The organism is Paracoccus beibuensis, assembly GCF_026162625.1.
GTDB lineage: Bacteria > Pseudomonadota > Alphaproteobacteria > Rhodobacterales > Rhodobacteraceae > Paracoccus > Paracoccus beibuensis.
Genome location: NZ_JAOTBD010000002.1, coordinates 93,517 through 113,561, shown reverse-complemented (window position 1 = coordinate 113,561; position 20,045 = coordinate 93,517). Strand labels below are relative to the sequence as shown.

At 66.3% G+C, this 20,045-nt stretch carries 17 protein-coding genes and 1 tRNA gene; 15 read left to right on the top strand and 3 right to left on the bottom strand.

Annotation, left to right across the window (positions count from 1 at the left end; all coding sequences use genetic code 11):
• The first annotated feature begins 2 nt into the window (after positions 1–2).
• From OC159_RS02255 to OC159_RS02240, 4 genes are read left to right on the top strand one after another with little or no spacing between them, the layout of a single operon-like run.
• Positions 3–1,676: a dipeptide ABC transporter ATP-binding protein gene (locus OC159_RS02255; RefSeq protein WP_265499529.1), complete on the top strand. Its 1,674-nt coding sequence runs from the start codon at positions 3–5 to the stop codon at positions 1,674–1,676.
• Positions 1,660–2,835 carry a M20 aminoacylase family protein gene (locus OC159_RS02250; protein WP_265499528.1) on the top strand — a complete coding sequence of 392 codons (1,176 nt, stop codon included), beginning with the start codon at positions 1,660–1,662 and terminating at the stop codon, positions 2,833–2,835. The genes OC159_RS02255 and OC159_RS02250 overlap by 17 nt, the downstream gene beginning before the upstream one ends.
• Positions 2,832–3,962 carry a M20/M25/M40 family metallo-hydrolase gene (locus OC159_RS02245; RefSeq protein WP_265499527.1) on the top strand — a complete coding sequence of 377 codons (1,131 nt, stop codon included), beginning with the start codon at positions 2,832–2,834 and terminating at the stop codon, positions 3,960–3,962. The genes OC159_RS02250 and OC159_RS02245 overlap by 4 nt, the downstream gene beginning before the upstream one ends.
• A 33-nt stretch (positions 3,963–3,995) precedes the next feature.
• Positions 3,996–5,402 (top strand): amidase, encoded by a 1,407-nt coding sequence (locus OC159_RS02240; RefSeq protein WP_265499526.1) that lies wholly within the window; start codon positions 3,996–3,998, stop codon positions 5,400–5,402.
• Positions 5,403–5,410: 8 nt separating this feature from the next.
• On the opposite strand, the gene OC159_RS02235 is transcribed toward OC159_RS02240, so the two are convergent.
• Positions 5,411–6,301 carry an NAD(P)-dependent oxidoreductase gene (locus tag OC159_RS02235; protein ID WP_265499525.1) on the bottom strand — a complete coding sequence of 297 codons (891 nt, stop codon included), beginning with the start codon at positions 6,299–6,301 and terminating at the stop codon, positions 5,411–5,413.
• A 94-nt stretch (positions 6,302–6,395) separates the two neighbouring features.
• Between OC159_RS02235 and OC159_RS02230 the strand changes: the two genes are divergently transcribed.
• Complete coding sequence (locus tag OC159_RS02230) at positions 6,396–7,850, top strand: aldehyde dehydrogenase family protein (protein ID WP_265499524.1); 1,455 nt, start codon at positions 6,396–6,398, stop codon at positions 7,848–7,850.
• Here the strand turns inward: OC159_RS02230 and OC159_RS02225 are convergent.
• Entirely contained in the window at positions 7,831–7,983 is a 153-nt protein-coding gene (locus OC159_RS02225; protein WP_265499523.1) for a hypothetical protein, read from the bottom strand. The genes OC159_RS02230 and OC159_RS02225 overlap by 20 nt on opposite strands.
• 617 nt (positions 7,984–8,600) lie before the next feature.
• On the opposite strand from OC159_RS02225, the gene OC159_RS02220 reads away from it, so the two are divergent.
• From OC159_RS02220 to OC159_RS02185, 8 genes are all read left to right on the top strand, one after another.
• The gene (locus OC159_RS02220; protein WP_265499522.1) at positions 8,601–9,038 is read left to right on the top strand and encodes a VOC family protein; all 438 of its coding nucleotides are present in this window, start codon (positions 8,601–8,603) and stop codon (positions 9,036–9,038) included.
• A gap of 36 nt (positions 9,039–9,074) precedes the next feature.
• Positions 9,075–9,557, top strand: coding sequence for a VOC family protein (locus OC159_RS02215; RefSeq protein WP_265499521.1), 483 nt, complete (start codon positions 9,075–9,077; stop codon positions 9,555–9,557).
• Between the two features lie 123 nt (positions 9,558–9,680).
• Positions 9,681–10,001 carry an SRPBCC domain-containing protein gene (locus tag OC159_RS02210; RefSeq protein ID WP_407674040.1) on the top strand — a complete coding sequence of 107 codons (321 nt, stop codon included), beginning with the start codon at positions 9,681–9,683 and terminating at the stop codon, positions 9,999–10,001.
• 317 nt (positions 10,002–10,318) lie between these two features.
• Positions 10,319–10,996 carry a Crp/Fnr family transcriptional regulator gene (locus tag OC159_RS02205; RefSeq protein ID WP_265499519.1) on the top strand — a complete coding sequence of 226 codons (678 nt, stop codon included), beginning with the start codon at positions 10,319–10,321 and terminating at the stop codon, positions 10,994–10,996.
• A gap of 105 nt (positions 10,997–11,101) precedes the next feature.
• Positions 11,102–12,391: a hypothetical protein gene (locus OC159_RS02200; RefSeq protein ID WP_265499518.1), complete on the top strand. Its 1,290-nt coding sequence runs from the start codon at positions 11,102–11,104 to the stop codon at positions 12,389–12,391.
• A 2-nt stretch (positions 12,392–12,393) separates the two neighbouring features.
• Entirely contained in the window at positions 12,394–13,128 is a 735-nt protein-coding gene (locus OC159_RS02195) for a COG3904 family protein (protein ID WP_265499517.1), read from the top strand.
• A gap of 231 nt (positions 13,129–13,359) precedes the next feature.
• Positions 13,360–14,064, top strand: a complete 705-nt coding sequence (locus OC159_RS02190; protein ID WP_265499516.1) for a histidine phosphatase family protein — start codon at positions 13,360–13,362, stop codon at positions 14,062–14,064.
• A gap of 175 nt (positions 14,065–14,239) precedes the next feature.
• Positions 14,240–14,314, top strand: a tRNA-Val gene (locus OC159_RS02185).
• Between the two features lie 373 nt (positions 14,315–14,687).
• Here OC159_RS02185 and OC159_RS02180 read toward each other — a convergent pair.
• Entirely contained in the window at positions 14,688–15,467 is a 780-nt protein-coding gene (locus OC159_RS02180) for a hypothetical protein (protein WP_265499515.1), read from the bottom strand.
• Between the two features lie 270 nt (positions 15,468–15,737).
• On the opposite strand from OC159_RS02180, the gene OC159_RS02175 reads away from it, so the two are divergent.
• Entirely contained in the window at positions 15,738–16,919 is a 1,182-nt protein-coding gene (locus OC159_RS02175) for an efflux RND transporter periplasmic adaptor subunit (RefSeq protein WP_265499514.1), read from the top strand.
• 7 nt (positions 16,920–16,926) lie between these two features.
• Complete coding sequence (locus tag OC159_RS02170) at positions 16,927–20,040, top strand: efflux RND transporter permease subunit (protein WP_265499513.1); 3,114 nt, start codon at positions 16,927–16,929, stop codon at positions 20,038–20,040.
• Positions 20,041–20,045: the final 5 nt, after the last annotated feature.

Genomic DNA, 20,045 nt, shown 5'->3' with positions numbered 1-20,045 from the left:
AAATGATGTTCAAGACACGCAACCACAACGACGCGCCTGTCGTGCTGCAGACCAGCGGCCTGACCGTCAGCCTGCCCGAGACGCCGGGCAACCTCAAGGTGCTGAAGTCCATCGACGTGACAATCCGCCATTCGGAAACCGTCTGCCTGGTCGGCGAATCCGGGTCGGGCAAGTCGGTGACCTCGCTGGCGATCATGGGCCTTCTGCCGCAGGCGCTGAAGGTCGCGGGCGGTTCGATCCAGCTGCAGGGCCGCGACCTCTTGCCGCTCAGCCAGGCGCAGATGCGCGATCTGCGCGCGGCTCGCGTCGCGATGATCTTTCAGGAGCCGATGACCGCGCTGAACCCGGTGCTGCGCGTCGGCGACCAGATCATGGAGGTGATGGAGCTGCACACCGATCTGCCCGCCGCCGAACGACGCCGCCGCGCCGTGGCGATCATGGAGCAGGTGCATCTGCCGGACGTGGACCGCATCTTCCGGTCCTATCCGCACCAGCTGTCAGGCGGTCAGCGTCAGCGCATCATGATTGCGATGGCGCTGGTGCTGGAACCGGTGCTGCTGATCGCCGACGAACCCACGACCGCGCTGGACGTGACCACGCAAAAGCAGATCCTGGCGCTGATCGACGAATTGCAGCAGAACCACGGGACGGCGGTCCTGTTCATCACCCATGACATGGGTGTCGTCGCCGAAATCGCCGACACCGTCTATGTCATGAAGCGGGGCGAGATCGTCGAACACGGCCCGGTGGACGCCCTGCTGCGCCAGCCGCGCGCCGAGTATACGCGCCAACTGCTGAAGGCGGTCCCCAGCCTGTCCCCACGGCCCGCGCGTCCCGAGGCCGACGACGCGGTCCTGCGTGTCGAGCGGCTGAACAAAATTTATGGCGGTGGCGGCATCCTGCGAAAGCTGCCGCAGGCGCATGCGGCGAAAGACGTGGGCTTCACCCTGTCGCGAGGCCGCACGCTTGGCATCGTGGGCGAGTCCGGGTCCGGCAAGTCCACGGTGGCGCGCTGCATAATGCGGCTGATCGATCCCAGTTCGGGGCGCATCATGCTGGACGGCAGCGATATCGCCGGCCTGTCGCGCGCGGCGCTGCGCCCGCATCGCAAGAAGCTGCAGGTGGTCTTTCAGGACCCCATGCGGTCACTGAACCCGCGCTGGACGATCGCCGCAAGCCTGATCGAGGGGCCGCTGAACTATGGCACGTCCCGCGCCGATGCGCTGGCCGAGGCTGCGCGGCTGATGGACGTCGTGGGCCTGCCGCAGGATGCTCTCGGGCGCTATCCGCACCAGTTCTCGGGCGGGCAGCGTCAGCGCATCGCCATCGCGCGCGCCGTGATGATGCGGCCCGACGTCCTTGTTGCCGACGAGGCCGTGTCGGCCCTGGACGTGTCGGTGCAGGCTCAGGTCCTCGACCTTCTGCACCAGCTGCAGCGCGATCTGGAAATCGCCATCGTCTTCATCACCCATGACCTGCGCGTCGCGGCCCAGATCTGCGACGACGTGATCGTCATGCAGCGGGGCGCCGTGGTCGAACACGGACCCGCGTCCGAGGTCCTGGCCGCGCCCGCACATGCCTATACCCGCGCCCTGATCGACGCCGCGCCCGGCCGGTCATGGGACTTCCAGAATTTCCGCGAAATGCCGAAGGTGCCCCATGCCGAACCTGCCTGAGATCGACGCCGCCGCCTCTGACCTGGAAGCGATTTTCCGCGACCTTCACGCCAATCCCGAAATCGGGATGGAGGAGGTCCGCACCGCCGGCATCGTCGCCGACAAGCTGCGCGCCTTTGGCTTCGACGAGGTTCACGAAGGCGTCGGCAAGACGGGTGTCGTCGGCATCCTGAAGGGCCGGGGCCAAGGTAACCGCCGAATCGGCCTGCGCGCCGACATGGACGCCCTGCCGATCGAGGAGGCCAGCGGCCTCGACTATGCCTCGAAGGAGACCGGCAAGATGCATGCCTGCGGGCATGACGGCCACACGACGATGCTCCTGGGCGCGGCGCGGTATCTTGCCGGAACGCGCAACTTCGACGGCACCGCCGTCTTCATCTTTCAGCCGGCCGAGGAAGGCTTGGGCGGCGCCCGCGCGATGATCGCCGACGGCCTCTTCCAGCGGTTCCCGGTGGACGAGGTCTATGGCATGCACAACCAGCCCACCGGGCAGAGCGGCCGCGCGACGCTCTGCAAGGGGCCAGCCATGGCGGGGGCGTCGTTCTTCGACATCACCGTGACCGGCAAGGGCAGCCATGCGGCAATGCCCCAGCAGTCGCAGGATGCGCTGGTCGTGGCCTCGGGACTGGTCGGCCAGTTCCAGACGATCCTCGGCCGCAATGTCGCGCCTCTGGACCAGGCGGTGCTGTCGGTCACGCAGATCCACGCCGGCAGCGCCTATAACGTCATCCCTGCCTCGGCAAGGCTTGCGGGCACGATCCGCTTCTTCCGCCCAGAGGTGCGCGACCTGATGCAGTCGCGCATGCGCGCGATCTGCGACGGTCAGGCGCAGGGTTTCGGCGTCGAGATCACCCTCGAGTTCCGAGAGATCTTCGACGTGCTGGTGAACGACCCCGACCTGTCGGACGCCTGGACCGGGGCTGCGGCGGACATCCTGGGGGCGGATCATGTCAGCGACGATTCCGCGCCCTTCACCGGTTCCGAGGATTTCGCCGACATGCTGCAGGCCGTCCCGGGGGCATATGGAAACGTGCATCATGCGGGGACGGTGCCGCTGCACAATCCGGGCTTCGTGCTGGACCCGGCGATCCTGCCCGTCGGCGCGTCGATCTATGCCCGGCTGATCGAACGGCGTCTGCCGCTGGAGGTCGCCGCATGAGCGCGCTGGGCCTGTCTTTCGACAGCACCGCGATGCTGGCGGGCCTGCGCCCCTGGATCGAATGCGAAAGCCCGACCTGGGATGCCGCCGCGGTCAGCCGGATGATGGATCTTGCCGCCCGCGACCTGGTCGAGGCCGGTGCGACCGTCGAGACCATCCCCGCCACCGGGGGCTTCGGCACCTCGATCCGCGCGACGTTCCCGCATCCCGACCAGGGCAAGCCGGGTATCCTGGTGTCGGGCCACATGGATACGGTCCACCCGGTCGGCACGCTGGAAAAGCTGCCGTTCCGGGTTCAGGACGGACGCGCCTGGGGTCCTGGCATCATGGACATGAAGGGCGGCAACTATGTCTTCCTCGAAGCCATGCGCCAGATCCGGCGCGCTGGCCTGACAACGCCGCTGCCGGTGACGTTCCTGTTCACCCCCGACGAGGAAGTCGGCACACCCGCCACACGCAGCCTCATCGAAGATGCCGCGCGCGGCCAGCGTGCCGTGCTGGTGCCGGAACCGGCGTCGCAGGATGGCGGCGCGGTCACCGGGCGTTATGCCATCGCGCGCTTCGACCTGCTGACCGAGGGGCGGCCCAGCCATGCGGGATGGGCGCTGAAGGACGGCAGGTCGGCCATCGCCGCCATGGCTCGCCGCATCCTGCAGATCGAGGCGATGTCGACCGACGACTGCTCATTCTCGGTCGGGGTGGTGCATGCGGGGCAATGGGTGAACTGCGTGTCGTCGATCTGCCGGGCCGAGGTTCTCAGCGTGGCCAAGACGCAGAAAGACCTCGACGGCGGTGTCGCCGCCATGCTGGCCCTGCAGGGCGAGGAAGGGGGCGTGACCTTCACCGTCACTCGCGGCGTCACCCGTCCCGTATGGGAGCCGCAGCCGGGCACCATGGCGCTCTATGACCTGGCGCGTCAGTTGGCATCGCGGATCGGCTTCGAGATGTCGTCGAGCAGCGCCGGCGGTGGGTCGGATGGCAATTTCACCGGGGCCATGGGCGTGCCGACGCTCGATTCCATCGGCGTTCGGGGCAGGGGCCTGCACACGCTGGACGAACATATCCAGGTGGACAGCCTTGCCGAACGGGCCCGGCTGGCCGCGGGCCTTCTGACGCAGATCAGCTGAGGCGGCTTCGAAGGATCCAAGGGACAGAACGACATGAGCAGACTGCGCGAGCTGACCGCCCACGAGATGACACAAGGCTATGCGGGGGGTCAGTTCTCTCCGGTCGAGGTGACGCGCGAGGTGCTGGCGCAGATCGACCGGTGCGAGCCCGAGCTGAAAGGCATGTGGACAGTCGATCACGAAACGGCGCTGGAGGCGGCGCGGCAGTCCGAGGCACGCTGGCGGCAAGGCGAACAGGTGGTCGTGAACGGCGTATCGCTGGACGGCGTGCCGATCACCATCAAGGAGAACATCGCCACCAAGGGCGTGCCGATGCCGCTTGGCACCGCGGTCAGCGACATGACGCCCCAAGCCACCGACGCCCCGCCGGCCGCACGGATGCGCGAGGCCGGGGCGGTGTTCCTGGGGCGGACGACGATGCCCGATTTCGGGATGCTCTCGTCGGGCCTGTCCAGCTTCCACGCGCTGGCGCGCAACCCCTGGAACACCACGATGAATCCCGGCGGCTCCAGCGCCGGGGCGGGTGTCGCGGGGGCCGCAGGCTATGGACCGATCCACTTGGGCACCGACATCGGCGGGTCGGTGCGGCTGCCGGCGGCCTGGTGCGGGCTGGTCGGACTGAAGCCCAGCCTGGGGCGCGTCCCGATCGACCCGCCGTTCATGGGTCGTGCCGCCGGACCGATGACGCGGACGGCCTGCGACGCGGCCATGGCAATGGCGGTGCTGTCGCAGCCGGACAGCCGCGATCACATGTCCGTGCCGGCCCAGGCAATCGACTGGCTGGACCTCGACCTGGACCTGAAAGGCCTTCGCATCGGGCTGCAGCTGGATGCGGGGTGCGGCCTGCCGGTCGATCCGCAGATCCTCGACGCCGTCGGCGCGGCCGCCCGACGCTTCGCCGACGCCGGTGCGTCGGTCGAGCCGCTGGACTCGTGGATGACGCCCGAGCTTCTGCAGGGGCTTGACGACTTCTGGCGCACACGCGCCGGTCTGGATGTGCAGGCGCTGGACCCCGATCAACGGCAGAAGGTCCTGCCGATCGTTCGCGAATGGGCCGAAAGCGGCTTGGGCAAATCGGGCGAAGAAGTGTACCGCAGCTATGCCGCAACGGTTGAGATCCGCCGCAGGACGGTGGCGGCGACGGCGCATCTGGACCTGGTCCTGTCGCCGGTGTCGCCGAATGTCAGCTTCCCGGCCGAGTGGGCCTATCCCGCCGACAACGACGTTGCGCGCGCGATGTCCCATATCGGCTTCACCGCGCCCTTCAACATGAGCGAACAGCCCGCGATCTCGGTGTTCTGCGGCCATGACGATGCCGGTGTGCCCATCGGCCTGCAGATTGCGGGACGTCGCTTTGACGACCTGGGCGTCCTGCGGGCGGCAAGGCTTTGGGAAATCATCGGGCCGGAACGGCGTCCCTGGCCGTTCGCGGCGCAATGATCCGGCGGCTAGTCCTGGGCCAATGGGCGCGCGAAGAGCGCGGCTGCCTGGGACAGGTATGCCTCGGCGTGGCCCGCGTCCGTCAGCGACCGAAGCGTGGCGTCGATACCCGCAGCGGCATCACGGGGCGCGCCCACATCTTCGGACATGCGCAGGTAATACGCGATGTCCTTGGCGGCGTTCGAGATCGCAAACTTCATCCCCGACGGATCGTTCCTCAGCAGGAAGGGCGCGATCCGGTCCAGGGCCGCGCCGTGCCCGCCGCCCTTGGCCAGAACGTCCACGAAGACCTCGTCCGGAATACCGCTCTTGCGGGCGCAGGCGGCGGCTTCGCCAAGCAGCGTGGCGAACCCGACCGATACGTAGTTGTGCAGAAGCTTCAGCGTATGACCCGCGCCCACATCGCCCGCGTGGAAGATGTTCTCTGCAAAGCAATCCAGCAGGGGGCGCATGCGGGCGAAGAGGTCGTCGCCGGCACCCACCAGCAGGTTCAGGCGGCCCTGTTCGGCCTCGACCGGTGTGCGGGTCATGGCCGCATCCATGAACTGCCCGCCCGCCTCGCGCGTCGATGCCGCCAGTCGCAGGGTGGACGCCGGGATCGCCGTCGAGCAGTCGATGATCACCGTCTGCGGCCGTATCGCGGCCAGCATGCCGGCGCTGCCGGTCAGCACCTCCTCTACCTGAGGAGAGCCGGAGAGGCAGAGCAGGATGACGTCGCTTTCGGCGGCCAGCTGACGAAGGCCCTCGACCCGCGCCGCGCCAAGCGCCAGCAGGTCGTCGTCCGGCTGGTTGCCGCCATGGTGCAGGAACGACAGGTGATAGCCCCCGATCAGCACGTTCTTCGCGATGCCGTGTCCCATCAGGCCGACGCCCACCATTCCGATCTTCATCTGCTGCATCCGCTCCTCGATCCTTGCAATTACCGGGGTTCTGCGGACAGCTTCGCCTTCAGCCCCGGCAGGCGCAAGAACGTCTTCGAAAGGACCGCCCACCATGCTTGACGACCTGCTGCAGATCGACCAGACGCGGATCTTCGTCAACGGCGCCTGGATTGCGGCCTCTGGCGGCCTCATCTCCGTCCACGACCCGTCGAGCGGCAAGATCATCGGCCAGATCGGGCGCGGGACCACGGCAGACGTCGATGCCGCCGTTGATGCGGCCAACCGGGCGTTGGACAGCGACTGGGCTCGCATGACCGCCACGCAGCGGGGCCGCATCCTGATGCGCATGGCGGACCTGGTGCAGGCACGCGCCGAAGACCTTGCGATGATCGAGACGCTGGACGTCGGAAAGCCGCTGAACCAGTCCCGGCGCGATTCGGTCGCGCTTGCGCGCTATCTGGAATTTTACGCCGGGGCTGCCGACAAGCTGATGGGCAAGACGATTCCCTATCAGGACGGGTTCACGGCCTTCACGCTGCGCGAGCCGCACGGGGTGTGCGGGATCATCATCCCCTGGAATTATCCGATGCAGATCCTTGGCCGCGCCGCCGCTGCCGCACTGGCCACGGGCAACGCCGTCGTCCTGAAACCTGCCGAGGACGCGTCCCTGTCGTCGCTGGTCTTCGCCGCGATCGCGGCCGAGGCGGGTCTGCCCCCGGGCGTGCTGAACGTCGTCACCGGGTTAGGTTCCGAGGTGGGCGCGGCGCTGGCAGAGCATCCGCGTGTTCACCACCTGTCATTCACCGGTTCCGTGGCGACGGGGGCGCGCATTCAGGCGGCCGCGGCGCGGAACGTCATTCCCGTGACGCTGGAGCTGGGCGGAAAATCTCCGCACATCGTCTTCGACGACGCCGATCTCGACCAGGCGATGCCGGTCCTTGTCGCGACATGCATGCAGAACGCGGGGCAGACATGCTCGGCCGCATCGCGGGTGCTGGTCCAGAAGGACGTCTATGACACCGTCAAGCGCCGCATGGTCGAGATCTATCGGCAACTGGTCGTCGGTCGGGCCACCGACAGCCACGATCTTGGACCGCTCGTCTCGCCTCGGCAGCAGAGGATCGTCCTCGACTTCATCGAGAGGGGAATGCGCGATCTGACGCTTGCGGCACAGGGCCGGATGCATCCTGACGCGGCCCCTGGCGGCAACTATGTCTTGCCGACCCTGTTTTCCGAGGTGCCGCCGGATCACCCGCTGGCGCAGCAGGAAATATTCGGCCCCGTTCAGGTGCTGATCCCGTTCGAGGACGAGGCCGAGGCGCTGCGGATCGCCAACGGCACCGACTATGGCCTGGTCGCGGGCGTCTGGACGACGGACGGCGCCCGGCAGCTGCGTATGGCGCGAAAGCTGCGCTGCGGGCAGGTGTTCGTGAACAACTATGGCGCGGGGGGCGGCATAGAGCTTCCGTTCGGTGGCGTCGCGCGTTCGGGTCACGGACGCGAAAAAGGATTCGAAGCACTTTACGGCTTCACGCAGGTGAAGACGGTCACCCTGTTCCACGGCTGACTGCCGTGCGGCACGACGTGGCCTCCAGCGGGGGCGGCGTCAGGTCGCGCTTGGGCAGCGCGAACAGGCGCAGGACGCGGCCGACGATGTCCCGCGACCCTCCGACGGTCACCTCGCCAGCCTCGATGGGCATCCCCGATGGACCACGGCTGCAAGCGCGTCGGGCTGGCGTTGATCGTGGCATCCGGGGCCTGCGCCTTTTGGGGGTGAAGATCGAACGGTCGATGTTCAGCGCAATGCGCCCACGGAACCCGGCCGCAGCGGCGGGCGAGAACATCATCCGCAGGGAAATCGCAACCGATGCCACCGACATGGGGCCGGGCTGCAGGTAAGGGTTGCGAGCCGCGTTTTTCCTATGGGCGCGGAAGGCGGTTCCAGCTGCGCGCACGGAGCCAGTTCACAAACCTGGATCCGACCCGACGGCGACAGGATGCGTCGCCGGACGATCCCCGCAAGCTAGAGATCGTCGCGCCGCTGCGTCAGGACGGGCGCGGCGATACCCCGGAAAATCCACGCGAAGGTCACTGGACCGCTCCAGGCCGAACATCCGCTCGCGCAGGACAAGAACGGCCGGCCGTTCGCCGATCAGGTCCAGCCCCTGCGCCATCGCCATAGCAGCGTCTGCCAAAGGCCGTCAGTGTCTCCGGCAATAGGTATCATTTAGATAGTTTTTAGTTGCTTAAAGATACTGTGGAGGTCATCATCCATGACAGGCGACCGGAATCGCCCGTTGCACAGGAAGGGAAGACAATGACCGACCAGCCGCAGATGATCTTCGTGAACCTGCCCGTCTCGGATGTCGAGGCGTCGCAGGCGTTCTTCGAAGCCCTGGGGTTCCATGCGAACCCGCGGTTCTCGGACGATACCGCCAAATGCATCGTCGTGTCCGACACCATCTACATGATGATCCTGAACAAGGAAAAATTCGCAGGTTTCGCACCGCGCCCGGTCGCCGACACGCAGGCGGTCACGGCGGCGCTGATCTGCCTGTCGCGCAACAGCCGCGAGGCCGTGGACCAGATCACCGAGCGCGCCGTGCAGGCGGGCGGGACCGACAACGACAAGGTCCAGGACTATGGCTTCATGTACGGGCGAAGCTTCTGCGACCCGGACGGCAATGTCTTCGAGGTCATGTGGATGGACATGGCCGCAGCGCAGGGTGCCGCAGAGACAGCTGCAGCCACCTGACCCGCATCGCAACATCATCCCACAAAGGGGCTTCCGATGTCACCTGCGAAGAACACCATATGCGTCTGGTACGACAAGGACGCCGAAGAAGCCGCCAACTTCTACGCCAGCGTCTTTCCCGACAGCCGCGTCGATGCCGTCCACCGTGCGCCCACCGATTTTCCGTCGGGCAAGGCGGGCGACGTGCTGACGGTCCAGTTCACGGTCATGGGCATCCCGTGCATCGGCCTGAACGGCGGGCCGGTATTCACGCAGACCGAAGCGTTTTCGTTCCAGATCGCCACCGACGATCAGGAGGAGACCGACCGCTACTGGACCGCGATCGTCGGCAATGGCGGACAGGAAAGCGCCTGCGGTTGGTGCAAGGACAGGTGGGGCGTCTCATGGCAGATCACGCCGCGGGTGCTGACCGAGGCGCTTGCCGCCGGCGGCGACGAGGCCGCGCGGGCCTTTTCGGCCATGATGCAGATGTCGAAGATCGACGTGGCGGCCATCGAGGCTGCCCGGCGCGGCCGATGACATCCGAGGACAGACTGACCGGCCGCGTCGTCGTCGAAACCACCGCAGCAGGACCTGCGGGGAAGGTCTGGAAGGCCTACACCCCGCCGGATCATGTCAGCAGTGGAACATCGCTTCTGACGACTGGCACTGCCCGACAGCGACCGTCGGCCTAGGGAAGGCGGACGCTACTCCTCGCGGATGGAGGCGAGGGAGGGCGGCATGGGCTTCGACTTCGAAGGCACCTACACGAGGATCGTCGTGAACGAATACGATTTCGGCGACCGGCATGCGGTGGTCGACTTCATCCCGCAGGGGCAGGATGTCACCGTGCGGGTCAACTTCGATCCCGAAACGGAACACTCGCTGGACCAGCAGCGCGAGGGGTGGCTGGCGATCCTGCAGAACTTCACCAGCCATGCAGACCCAGTCCAGCCTGACCGCGTCTGCATGACAGTTTGCTGACTGTTAACTTCGGTTACCGGATCTGTCGGCTGCACGACGTTCAAGCCGCCGGAAATGGGTTATCCATGAACGTGCAGATCGGGGGCAATGTCCCGTATGTGTTTGCCGAGTAGAGCGGCCCTCGATCTGACAAACCTGTTGTGGTTGGCGCCGCAACCCTTGCGTTTTTTCGTGACTTGTTGTCACCATCCGGTTGTACGGAAAGGTGACGCGTGCCCGAACGACGTCAGACACGCAATTCTCGTCGCGGCGAAGCAGTGCCTTCGGGCAGCGGCTGCGATTGGGGGGCCACGCTCTGCCGCCTGCAGCCCCCGCTGATGCGCGGCGCGCCGGATCATGCCCTTGCCGCACTTCTGGCAGAGGCAAAGGTCGTCAACCTGCGCCGCCCCAAGGAGATCCTGCGCCAGGGCGAAGACGCCGACTGCATGTACCTGATCCTGAAGGGCCGGGTCGAAGTTACCTTCATCGACGTGAACGGCAACCGCGTCCTGGCGCATTCCGCCGTGCCCGGAGAAGTTCTGGGAGAGGTCGAGCAATTTTCGGGACGGACCTGCGCCGCGACCTGCACGGCGCAGCACGACAGCACGCTGATGATCTTCGACGCCGCGATGATCCTGCGCCACCTGTCGGCGGACATCCTGCTGCGCAACCTTGCCGCGATCTTCCACGAACGCCTGACGCGGGACAACCGCCAGCACACGGTCGCGATGTTCTATACTGCCGAGGACCGCGTCCGCATCCACCTGCTGTCGATGAGCACGCCGGACATGCCCGACGTGCAGATCAGCCAGACGGAACTTGCCGGATTCGCCGGATGCTCGCGCCAGACGGTCAATCGCGTCCTTTCACAGCTGCGCGCCGAAGGGATCGTCGACATGGGCCGGGGGGCGATCCGCGTCCTCGACCGCACCAGGCTGGAGCAGGCGAGCGTGACGGGCGAACAGATCTTCCTGGACGAGCCACCGGCCAGCCCACGCGCGGGCGATCATCCCTGACGGGACGATGCCGAAAGCGTGACCACGTTCCGGCGCCCACGGGGCTGAGAAACGCGGCCGTTCGGGCTTATCTGCTGCCAGATCATCATCACGACCGAGGACCGCATGGCTCATCCAGAACCGACCTCATCCGACCGTGCCGGCGACCGCTATGCGCGAGAGCTGGAGCGGCACCTGGATTGGCTTGACACCTTCACCTCGACCGCCCTGGGCGTGCTGTCGGCTGCGTCGGGGATCTATACCTACCTTGGGGTGCGGACGCTGCTGGACGATCCCGGCCTCTGGACGACCTTCGCGGCGCTGGCATATTCGATTGCCGTGTCGGTCGGCATCTTCGTCTTCTGGTCCTATCTGCTGCGGCTGCTGCCAGCGGTCCGCAGCGCCGCGTCGCGCGTGGGACTGATGCTGACGATGGTGCTGGGGTCGGTCGCGATCGTGGCGATGTCGTCTTGGCTGAACGCCGCTGCCCTGGCCGGCGGCGCGGCGGTCGAGACACATATGGCGACGACCGTCCAGAACTATCAGTCCGCACTGGAGCGTGCCCACGCAAATGCCGTGGCCGGCCAGTCGCTTTCGCGCGACGTGGCCCGAGTTCGGCAAAGCTTTCAGGACCTGTCCGAGCAAGAAGCCGGCGGCACCCTGTCAGGCTTTTCGGGTCGCGGCGCCGTCTTTCGGGTCCTGACCCAGAAAAGCGCCGAGCTTCAGGCCCTCGAGGCGCAGCTTCTTGGCCTGGGGGAGCCGATCGAGCAGACGTTCACCGAGGGCAACTCGATCCTGTCGCGGATGCGCGGCACCTCGGTCGAGCCCGGCCCGATCGAGGATCGCACGGTGCGCTTCTCCGAGGACGCGGTCGAGCTGGCGGGCCTGATCACGCAACTGCGCCAGCTGAACCCGGCCCCGCTGGTCGCCCGCGCCGCCCAGGACCTGTCCGATGCGGTCGTCCTGCCTGAACTGGACGGCACCACGGCGGAAATGCGGGCAGGGCAATCCAGCACGATCAACGCGGTCCTGACCCTTGTGGCGCAACGGGCCGATACGCTGTCGGCCGCCGCGTCCGAGGTCATGGCCCTGCCGCCGCCGGACGAGGCGCTCTATACGCCGATGTCGGCCGCCGATGCCGTCATCGCCTATGCCGAGAACTTCATTCCGGCATGGGCAGGGGCCATCTCGATCGACCTGCTGCCGGCGGTGCTGGTCTTCATCATCATGGTCGTGCAGGCCGCCATCCGCAGTGGTCGCGGCGAGGGGCACAGCGACGACCGCATGACCGTCGGAGAGCTGCGCGCGGCCCTTGCCGCGTCCGAGCTGCTGCGCCAGGCCGACGCCGCACAGGTCCGGCCGCATGTTCCGCCCCACACCCGGCCCTTCGAGGTGCCGCGCGACGGCGGGGCCTGAGGATGGGCCTCTTTTCGTCGCCGCAGCGGGCGATCAGGGCGGTGCTGGTATCGCAGGTGCTGATGGCGGGTGCCATCGTGGGGCTGGACGTGGTCCGCGCCCCCGGCGGCGAGGCGCCCGGTCTTTACGCGCCCCCCGCCCAGGGTCCCAGCGTCAGGCCCTATCGGCCCGATCTGCGACCGACCGATCCCACGCGCCCCGGTGCGCCCGCCATGCGCCCCATGCCCGAGGAGCTGGAGTTTTCGGAAGCCGATGATCGGATCCAGATCGTCGGCCAGATCGCCCCGGGTGATGCCGACCGCTTCGCGGCCTGGATGGACCGCGTTCGTCCCCAGGCCCGGCTGGTTGCGCTGGACAGTTCGGGCGGTTCGGTCGCGGATGCGGTCGCCATCGGCCGGACGATCCGGGCGGCTGGCTTTGCCACGCAGGTCGGTGACGGCGCGGTCTGCCTGTCTGCATGCCCGTACATCTTCGCCGGGGGTGTCGACCGGCAGGTCGAGCGCGGGGGAGTGGTGGGCGTGCACCAGCACTATTTCGGCCAGAACACCGTTCTGCCGGCATTCCTAGCCGTGGGCGATCTGCAGCGGGCGCAGGCCGGCGTGATGGACTATCTGGTCGAAATGGACGTCGACCTGCGCCTGATGACCCACGCGCTGCGCACCCCTCCCTCCGACATCAACATCCTGACGCCAGAGCTGATGACGGAGCTGAACCTGACGACGCCGCCGGAAGCATGACTGGTCGGGGCTTGCCTTCGGCGTCGAGCGCAAGCTTTTCCTGCGTCCCACAGTGGTTCAGCTGGCGTCGAAGCGGCTGTGACGCATTCGGTCGCGAACGGCACTTGATAAACGATCCGTTGCCGTCCGCTGGTCGCTGCATCCGCTACCATCTGGCGTCGGCCGATGCCGAACTTCCGGCAGATCAAGATGACCGGATCGTCGGATCGTGCGATGTGACGCGGGTCCTCGATGTCGCATCAGCAGAGCTCGCAAGGTAAGACGTGCGTTCCACTCGCTGACCGGCGGCAACATCTGCTAGAAGCCAAAGATGCTCTCGGAATCCTGCGCAAGAAGATGACTCGACCGATACGACGTTTTCGACAGGAGCGGCCAGACCTGTGGCTGATGCGGCACGGAGAAACCGTCTGGAATCGCGAAGGCAGGCTGCACGGCGGTCTAGATGCCCGCCTCACGTCGCGTGGGGAACGTCAGGCGGCGTGGCAGGCGGAGCTTACCGAAAACTGCGACGGCCAGCGGTTTTCCAGTCCGCAGGGCCGGGCGGTCGAGACCGCTCGCCGGGTCTTCCTGAAGCGAGTCTTCAAGATGGACCCTGCGCTTTCCGAAGTCTGCATCGGCGGCTTCGCCGGGCACCTTCTGGCGGATCTTCGCCGCAACAGCGCGGAAGCCTTCGATGGCCCCCCGCTGTCCTGGTACGACCGTTGCCCGGGCGGCGAAGGGCTGCAGGCCCTGGAACTGCGGTGCCGGTCGTTTCTCGCTGGGCTCGACGGGCCGGCGCTGATCGTGACGCATGGGATCACTTTGCGGATGCTGCGGCTGCTGGCGCTTGGCCGGACCATTGATCGTCTGGCCGAGGGCGAGATGCGGCAGGGCGTCGTCTACCGGATCAGCGCGGGCGCCTGCACCATTCTGCGCCACGAAGAGGATCGGAGCTGAGGTCGCGTCGGCCTCGTCGTTTCTCTGGCACATTGCTCTGTCCCGTCACGCGGGCAGGACGAGATGATGGCCCGGCCGGACCGCACGCCGGTCCTCGGAAGGCTATTGCGGCTTGCTGGCCCTCGCATTAAATAAACAAACTAATCGCGCGGGCGTTCATCGAACGAGAGTGCATGCGAGCGTAGCTCAGCGGTAGAGCAACTGGTTTACACCCAGTTGGTCGGGGGTTCGATCCCCTCCGCTCGCACCAATCCCACCATGTGACCTTGCGTACGGGGTAGAGCGACGGTCCCTGACAAAGCTGCGCAAGCTGAGGGGCAGCGAGACGACCGATAACTTGGCGCCTGCTGGCCAACTTGGTCGTGGCGCGATGTGTTCAGGGGCCGAGTCCGTCATCATCGTTGAATGAACGACACGCATGATCGATGCTTAGGCCGTGCTGCAATGCATCAGCGGATTTCCGGCAATCCTCCGTACCGAGCGGAATTCAACCCGACGCCGCTGGCATCCGGCTGTGTCGTTCTGCCGGGACGGATCAAGCTGACAGTCCAACAAGAGCGGTGGATGAGGTGCCGCCCCGTGCGGGAAGGGGACCATGCGCAGGAAGAAATTCCCAAACGGTTCTAGCAACAGGTGCTACGTCGTGTCCTGCCGCGCTTGCGCAGGGTGGTGATCCAGATGTCGTGATAAGGGTAGTGCGCCTCCAACGGCTTCTCGCGGCAGGGCGGCGTGCCAGGTATCCCGAAAAGCTTGTCCCGGATGATCTCGTGCATCTTGATGTAGTCGGGATGATGATCCTGCTCTTGCCGATGGAACTCGGGCCGCAGAAGAAAGCATCTCGAGGCGCCTTGAGAGAGCTCATCGAAGACATCGACGCAGGGTGCTTCCTTGGCAACCTGGCTGAAGATGCCGTGATACATCATTCCCATCAGCGGGTTGGGAAGTTGCCGACCCGGCCCGATGCCCTGCCAGTACTTCTGCCCGAGATTGGGAACCGGGCTGATGAAGATCGGCCGGACCGAGCGGAAGCCCGACGCGTGCAGGTTCCTGACGGTCAGAAGGATGCCCTCGGCAGCTTCACGGACCAGAAGATCAAAATCGTAGAAGCCTTCGGTCACGGCCTTGTATCGCGCATTGAAAAGGACGTCCGCCAGGCCGAAGTTCAGCAGGATATGGCTCTCGCGGGGCGCCCGCCTGAGGATATGGGCGATGTAGTCCTGCATCTCTGCATCGCGAAGCACGCGCGCGCTCCAGGCGCCGGCCCAGAACGGGTGATATGTCGAACGCCTGCCGATGGCATAGTCGAACGCTTCGCTGCTGCTGGAACCCAGAACATAAAGGTCAAGTTCACCCTCGGACACCCGCTTGCGCAGGAGTGACGAGAGCACGCCATTGTCCACCATCTGAAAATATGTCCTTGGAAAAACGTTGCAGATCATCAAACAGCAGGCCGCGTTCACTGGGGCGGTGATCCCGCGCTGCGCTTCGAAATCCGGCATAGTCGCACGCAGGCGCGTCGTCTACAGCCCCTTACTGCTTCCCTGGTCTCTCTTGTCGCAGAGCGGTTGACCAATGCGGCCGCACTTCCCAAATATCGGGCAACGGCGGACTGTCCCGCGGGGCGCGTCCCGTCCGGCGGCGATATCTGCCGTCCCATCGGATCTGGATTGGTGATGTCGCGTATCTTGTCCTCTTCTACCCTGGTCTTCCTTGCGATCCTCGGGTTTCTCGTCTTCTGGATCGGCGGCGGAATGCTGAACCGCCAGCCCCCCGAGAAGGCGCAGCCGATCGAGGTTCAGGTTCCCGAAGTCGCGGCCAGCCTGGCCGAGGCCGAAGTGATCCAGCCGCGAACCGTCCTCTTTGGCAACGTGGTGCCGAACCAGACCTCGATCCTGCGGGCCAGGACGGGCGGGATCGTCGAAGAGGTCGTCCGGCAGGGCATCGACGTCCGGGCGGGCGAGCAACTGGCACGCCTGTCGGCGGATGATCGCGAAGCCTCTCTGGCGCGGGCCGAAGCTGGACTTCGCTCGGCCGAGCGGGACTATGATGCGGCGCGCCAGCTTCAGGAACGCGGCGTGACCTCCGAGGCCGAGCTTCAGGAACGGTTTGCCGCACTGGAGGCCGCGCGGGCCGAGGTGCGGGCCGCCGAGCTGGAGCTGCAGAACACCACGCTCGAGGCGCCGATCACCGGCACGGTCAGCGACGTCATCGCCGAGATCGGCAGCTTCGTCCAGCCGGGCGGCGACGTGCTGGAGATCGTAAACATCGACCCGCTGATCGCCGAGGTCGAGGTGCGCCAGAACGAGATCTCGTCGGTCCACCTGGGCCAGACGGCGCATGTCACCTTCCAGGGCGGCCGGGAGACCGAGGCCGAAGTCAGCTTCATCGCCCCCGTGGCGACCGCCGAAACACGGACTTTCGAGGTCGAGCTGGAAATCTTGAACCCCGGCGAGGATATTCCCGCGGGTCTCAGCGCGGAAATTGCGCTTCCGATGGACGAGGTGACGGCGCACCGGATCTCTCCGGCGCTGATCCGGCTGGACGATGCGGGCCGGATCGGCGTATTCACCGTCGACGGTGACGGCGAGACGCTGCGCTTTCAGCCGGTCGACATCGTTCAGGCCAAGGCCGAGGCTTTGTGGGTGACGGGCTTGCCCGATCAGGCACGGATCGTCACGATCTCGCAAGGTGCGCTGCAGGACGGCCAGAAGGCCCGCGTCAGCGAAACGCCCGAGGCCTACCGCGGCGTGCTTGGCGACACGGCTGAATCCCCCGACATTCAGGACCCCGACAGCGCGGCGGCCCTTCTGGGCGCGGCCAATGCGGGCGAGATGCGCGATCCGCAGGTCGAATGAGGGGCCGATGAACGCGCTGATCACCGCCGCATTTTCCCGCGCCCGGACCGTCATTCTGACGATGGTGGCGCTGATCCTGTCTGGCGCCCTCGCCTATGTGACGATTCCCAAGGAATCGATGCCAGAGGTCGACATCCCGATCTTCATCGTCAACGTCACCTATAGCGGCGTCAGCGCCGAAGATTCGGCGACCCTGCTGGCCGAGCCGATCGAACGGCAGGTGAATTCGCTGGACGGGCTGCGGCGGATGGAGACCGTGGCCAGCGAGGGCTTCGCCTCGGTCACGCTGGAATTCGAGCCGGGCTTCGATCAGGACCAGGCGCTGCAATCGGTCAAGGACGCCGTGGACGACGCCGAGCCCGACATTCCGCCCGAGGCCGATGGCCCCTTCGTGCGCGAAATCGACATGTCGACCTTTCCGATCCTGACCGTCGCGCTGTCAGGCCACGTCCCCGAACGCGACCTGATCCGGCTTGGCCGCGACCTCAGCGACGAGATCGAGACGGTCAGCGGCGTCCTGCAGGCCGACCTGACCGGCGAGCGAGAGGACCAGCTGGAGATCCTGATCGACCCGCTGCTGATGGAGACCTATGGCATCTCTCCGACCCAGCTGACGCAGGCGGTGCAGGCAAACAACCAGCTGATCGCGGTAGGCTCGTTTGACAACGGGGCAGGGCGCATCGGCGTGTCGATCCCCGGCACAGTCGTTCAGCTGGACGAGGTCCTGTCGATCCCGGTGCTGGTCGACGGCCCGACAGTGCTGCGCGTCCGCGACCTGGCAGAGGTGCGCCAGACGTTCGAAGACCCGACCAGCTTTGCCCGCATCGACGGCCAGCCGGCGCTGGCGATCGACGTGCGCAAATCCGCGGGCGCCAACATCATCGACACCGTCGGGGCCGTCCGCGACGTCGTCGAGAGTGCGCGCGCAGACTGGCCGAACCAAGTCGACGTCGTCTTCATGAACGACCAGTCCAAGGAGATGCGCGACCTGCTGTCGGACCTGCAGAACAACGTGATCGCGGCCGTGGTGCTGGTCATGCTGGTGACGGTCCTGTTCCTGGGTGTGCGCGCCTCGCTGCTGGTGGCCGTCGCCATTCCGGGATCGTTTCTCGGCGGCATCCTGATCATCTGGTCGCTCGGCTTCACGCTGAACGTGATCGTTCTTTTCGCGCTGATCCTGGTGGTCGGCATGCTGGTCGACGGGGCCATCGTCGTGGTGGAACTGGGCGAACGGCTGATTGCGCAGGGCAAGTCCAAGCGCACCGCCTTCCGGCTGGCCGCGCAGCGCATGTCCTGGCCGATCATCGCCTCGACCGCGACGACGCTGGCGGTTTTCTTTCCGCTACTGTTCTGGCCGGGCCTGGCGGGCCAGTTCATGTTCTACCTTCCGGCGACCATGATCGCGACCTTGTCGATGTCGCTGCTGATGGCGCTGATCTTCGTGCCCGTGTCCGGAACTGTGCTGGGCGGCGGCCAGAACCTGCCGCCCGAGCCCGACGAAGACGAGGTGCCATCCTTCATGAACCGCTTTTCGGGCTGGACGATCAAGCGGCCGGGCGCGACGCTGGGGCTGGCTGTGCTGGGCATCCTTGTCGTGTTCTATGCCTATGGGCAACTGGGCCGGGGCGTGGAGTTCTTTCCCGAAACCGACGCCGAACGGGCTCAGGTCCAGATCACCGCGAACGGCAACCTGTCGGTGCAGGAAAGCGATCAGCTGGTCCGCCTTGTCGAACGGCGCCTGCTGGATTTCGAGGGGATCGAGCGGCTTTACGCCCGCACCATCGGCTCGGTCGAGGAGCGTGTGCGCTCCAGCCTGGCCAGCGACGTGATCGGACAGATCCAGGTCGAGTTCACCGACTGGCGCACCCGTGTCCGTTCGCCCGACCTGATCGAACAGATGCGGGCAGCGGCCACCGAGGTTCCGGGCGTCGGCATTCAGATCGAGGCCGCGTCGTCCGGTCCCGCAGCGGCGCGCCCGGTCCAGATCGAGGTGTCCGCCGACAGCCGCGAGGCACTGCAGCAGGCCGCCACGACGGTCGAGCGGTTGATGGAGGAACAGGGCAGCTTCGTCGACATCGTCAACGACACGCCCCGCCCCAACCCCGAGATCCGGCTGATGGTCGACCGCGAGGAGGCCGCGCGCTACGGCGTCGACATGAACACCATCGGCACCGCCGTGCAGCTTCTGACCAACGGCGTCATCCTGGGCACCTATTTGCCCGACTTCGCCGATGACGAGGTCGACATCGTCCTGCGCTATCCGGCCGACCAGCGGAACCTTGAGAACCTGGCGTCGCTTCGGGTGGCAGCGGCCTCGGGGCAGCAGGTGCCGATCTCGAACGTGGTGCAGATCGTGCCGGCGCCCGCGCCGGCCGCGATCACCCGCATCGCCGGACGCGAAACCCAGACGCTGACGGCCGACCTCGCCCCCGGCAGCACACTTCAAGCCGAACTTGACCGCATCGACGCCGCCATCGCGCAGGCCGACCTGCCGGAGGGCGTCGAGGTCGAGTTCGGCGGCGAGATCGAGGACCAGGAGGAGGCGATGACCTTCCTGATGGGCGCATTCGTCGCGGCCGTGTTCCTGATGTTCACGATCCTGCTGATCCAGATGAACAGCTTTTACCAGGCGTTCCTGGTGCTGACCGCGATCATCTTTTCGATCGCGGGTGTCTTCCTGGGCCTGATGATCCGGCAAGAGGCGTTTTCCATCGTGATGAGCGGGATCGGCATCATGGCGCTGGCGGGCGTGGTGGTGAACAACAACATTGTGCTGATCGACGCCTACAACGAACATCGCGATGCGGGGATGGACCCCGACCGCGCCGCCCGGCGCGCCGCGGCCGAGCGGTTCCGCCCGGTGATCCTGACCGCCTCGACTACGGTGATCGGGCTTTTGCCGATGGTCATGGGCATGACCATCGACTTCGTGGGCCGAGACCTCTTCTTCGGCGCGCCCTCCGGGCAGTTCTGGATCCAGCTGTCTACCGGCATCGCCGGGGGGCTGGTGGTCGCGACGGTTGTCACGCTGCTGCTGACGCCGACGCTGCTGGCCTGGGACGGGCGGCGGCGGCTGCGCCGGGCCGAAAAGGGGCAGGGGGTGGCGCAGCCCGCCGGATGACGGGC

What these genes read in the sequence shown, in the direction of transcription:
- OC159_RS02190 (WP_265499516.1), top strand. Translation starts at nt 13,360, where the DNA reads ATGTCGCATCAGCAGAGCTCGCAAGGTAAGACGTGCGTTCCACTCGCT.
- OC159_RS02230 (WP_265499524.1), top strand. Translation starts at nt 6,396, where the DNA reads ATGCTTGACGACCTGCTGCAGATCGACCAGACGCGGATCTTCGTCAAC.
- OC159_RS02220 (WP_265499522.1), top strand. Translation starts at nt 8,601, where the DNA reads ATGACCGACCAGCCGCAGATGATCTTCGTGAACCTGCCCGTCTCGGAT.
- OC159_RS02170 (WP_265499513.1), top strand. Translation starts at nt 16,927, where the DNA reads ATGAACGCGCTGATCACCGCCGCATTTTCCCGCGCCCGGACCGTCATT.
- OC159_RS02225 (WP_265499523.1), bottom strand. Translation starts at nt 7,983, where the DNA reads ATGCCCATCGAGGCTGGCGAGGTGACCGTCGGAGGGTCGCGGGACATC.
- OC159_RS02215 (WP_265499521.1), top strand. Translation starts at nt 9,075, where the DNA reads ATGTCACCTGCGAAGAACACCATATGCGTCTGGTACGACAAGGACGCC.
- OC159_RS02245 (WP_265499527.1), top strand. Translation starts at nt 2,832, where the DNA reads ATGAGCGCGCTGGGCCTGTCTTTCGACAGCACCGCGATGCTGGCGGGC.
- OC159_RS02255 (WP_265499529.1), top strand. Translation starts at nt 3, where the DNA reads ATGATGTTCAAGACACGCAACCACAACGACGCGCCTGTCGTGCTGCAG.
- OC159_RS02205 (WP_265499519.1), top strand. Translation starts at nt 10,319, where the DNA reads ATGCGCGGCGCGCCGGATCATGCCCTTGCCGCACTTCTGGCAGAGGCA.
- OC159_RS02175 (WP_265499514.1), top strand. Translation starts at nt 15,738, where the DNA reads ATGTCGCGTATCTTGTCCTCTTCTACCCTGGTCTTCCTTGCGATCCTC.
- OC159_RS02250 (WP_265499528.1), top strand. Translation starts at nt 1,660, where the DNA reads ATGCCGAACCTGCCTGAGATCGACGCCGCCGCCTCTGACCTGGAAGCG.
- OC159_RS02195 (WP_265499517.1), top strand. Translation starts at nt 12,394, where the DNA reads ATGGGCCTCTTTTCGTCGCCGCAGCGGGCGATCAGGGCGGTGCTGGTA.
- OC159_RS02240 (WP_265499526.1), top strand. Translation starts at nt 3,996, where the DNA reads ATGAGCAGACTGCGCGAGCTGACCGCCCACGAGATGACACAAGGCTAT.
- OC159_RS02180 (WP_265499515.1), bottom strand. Translation starts at nt 15,467, where the DNA reads ATGGTGGACAATGGCGTGCTCTCGTCACTCCTGCGCAAGCGGGTGTCC.
- OC159_RS02200 (WP_265499518.1), top strand. Translation starts at nt 11,102, where the DNA reads ATGGCTCATCCAGAACCGACCTCATCCGACCGTGCCGGCGACCGCTAT.
- OC159_RS02235 (WP_265499525.1), bottom strand. Translation starts at nt 6,301, where the DNA reads ATGCAGCAGATGAAGATCGGAATGGTGGGCGTCGGCCTGATGGGACAC.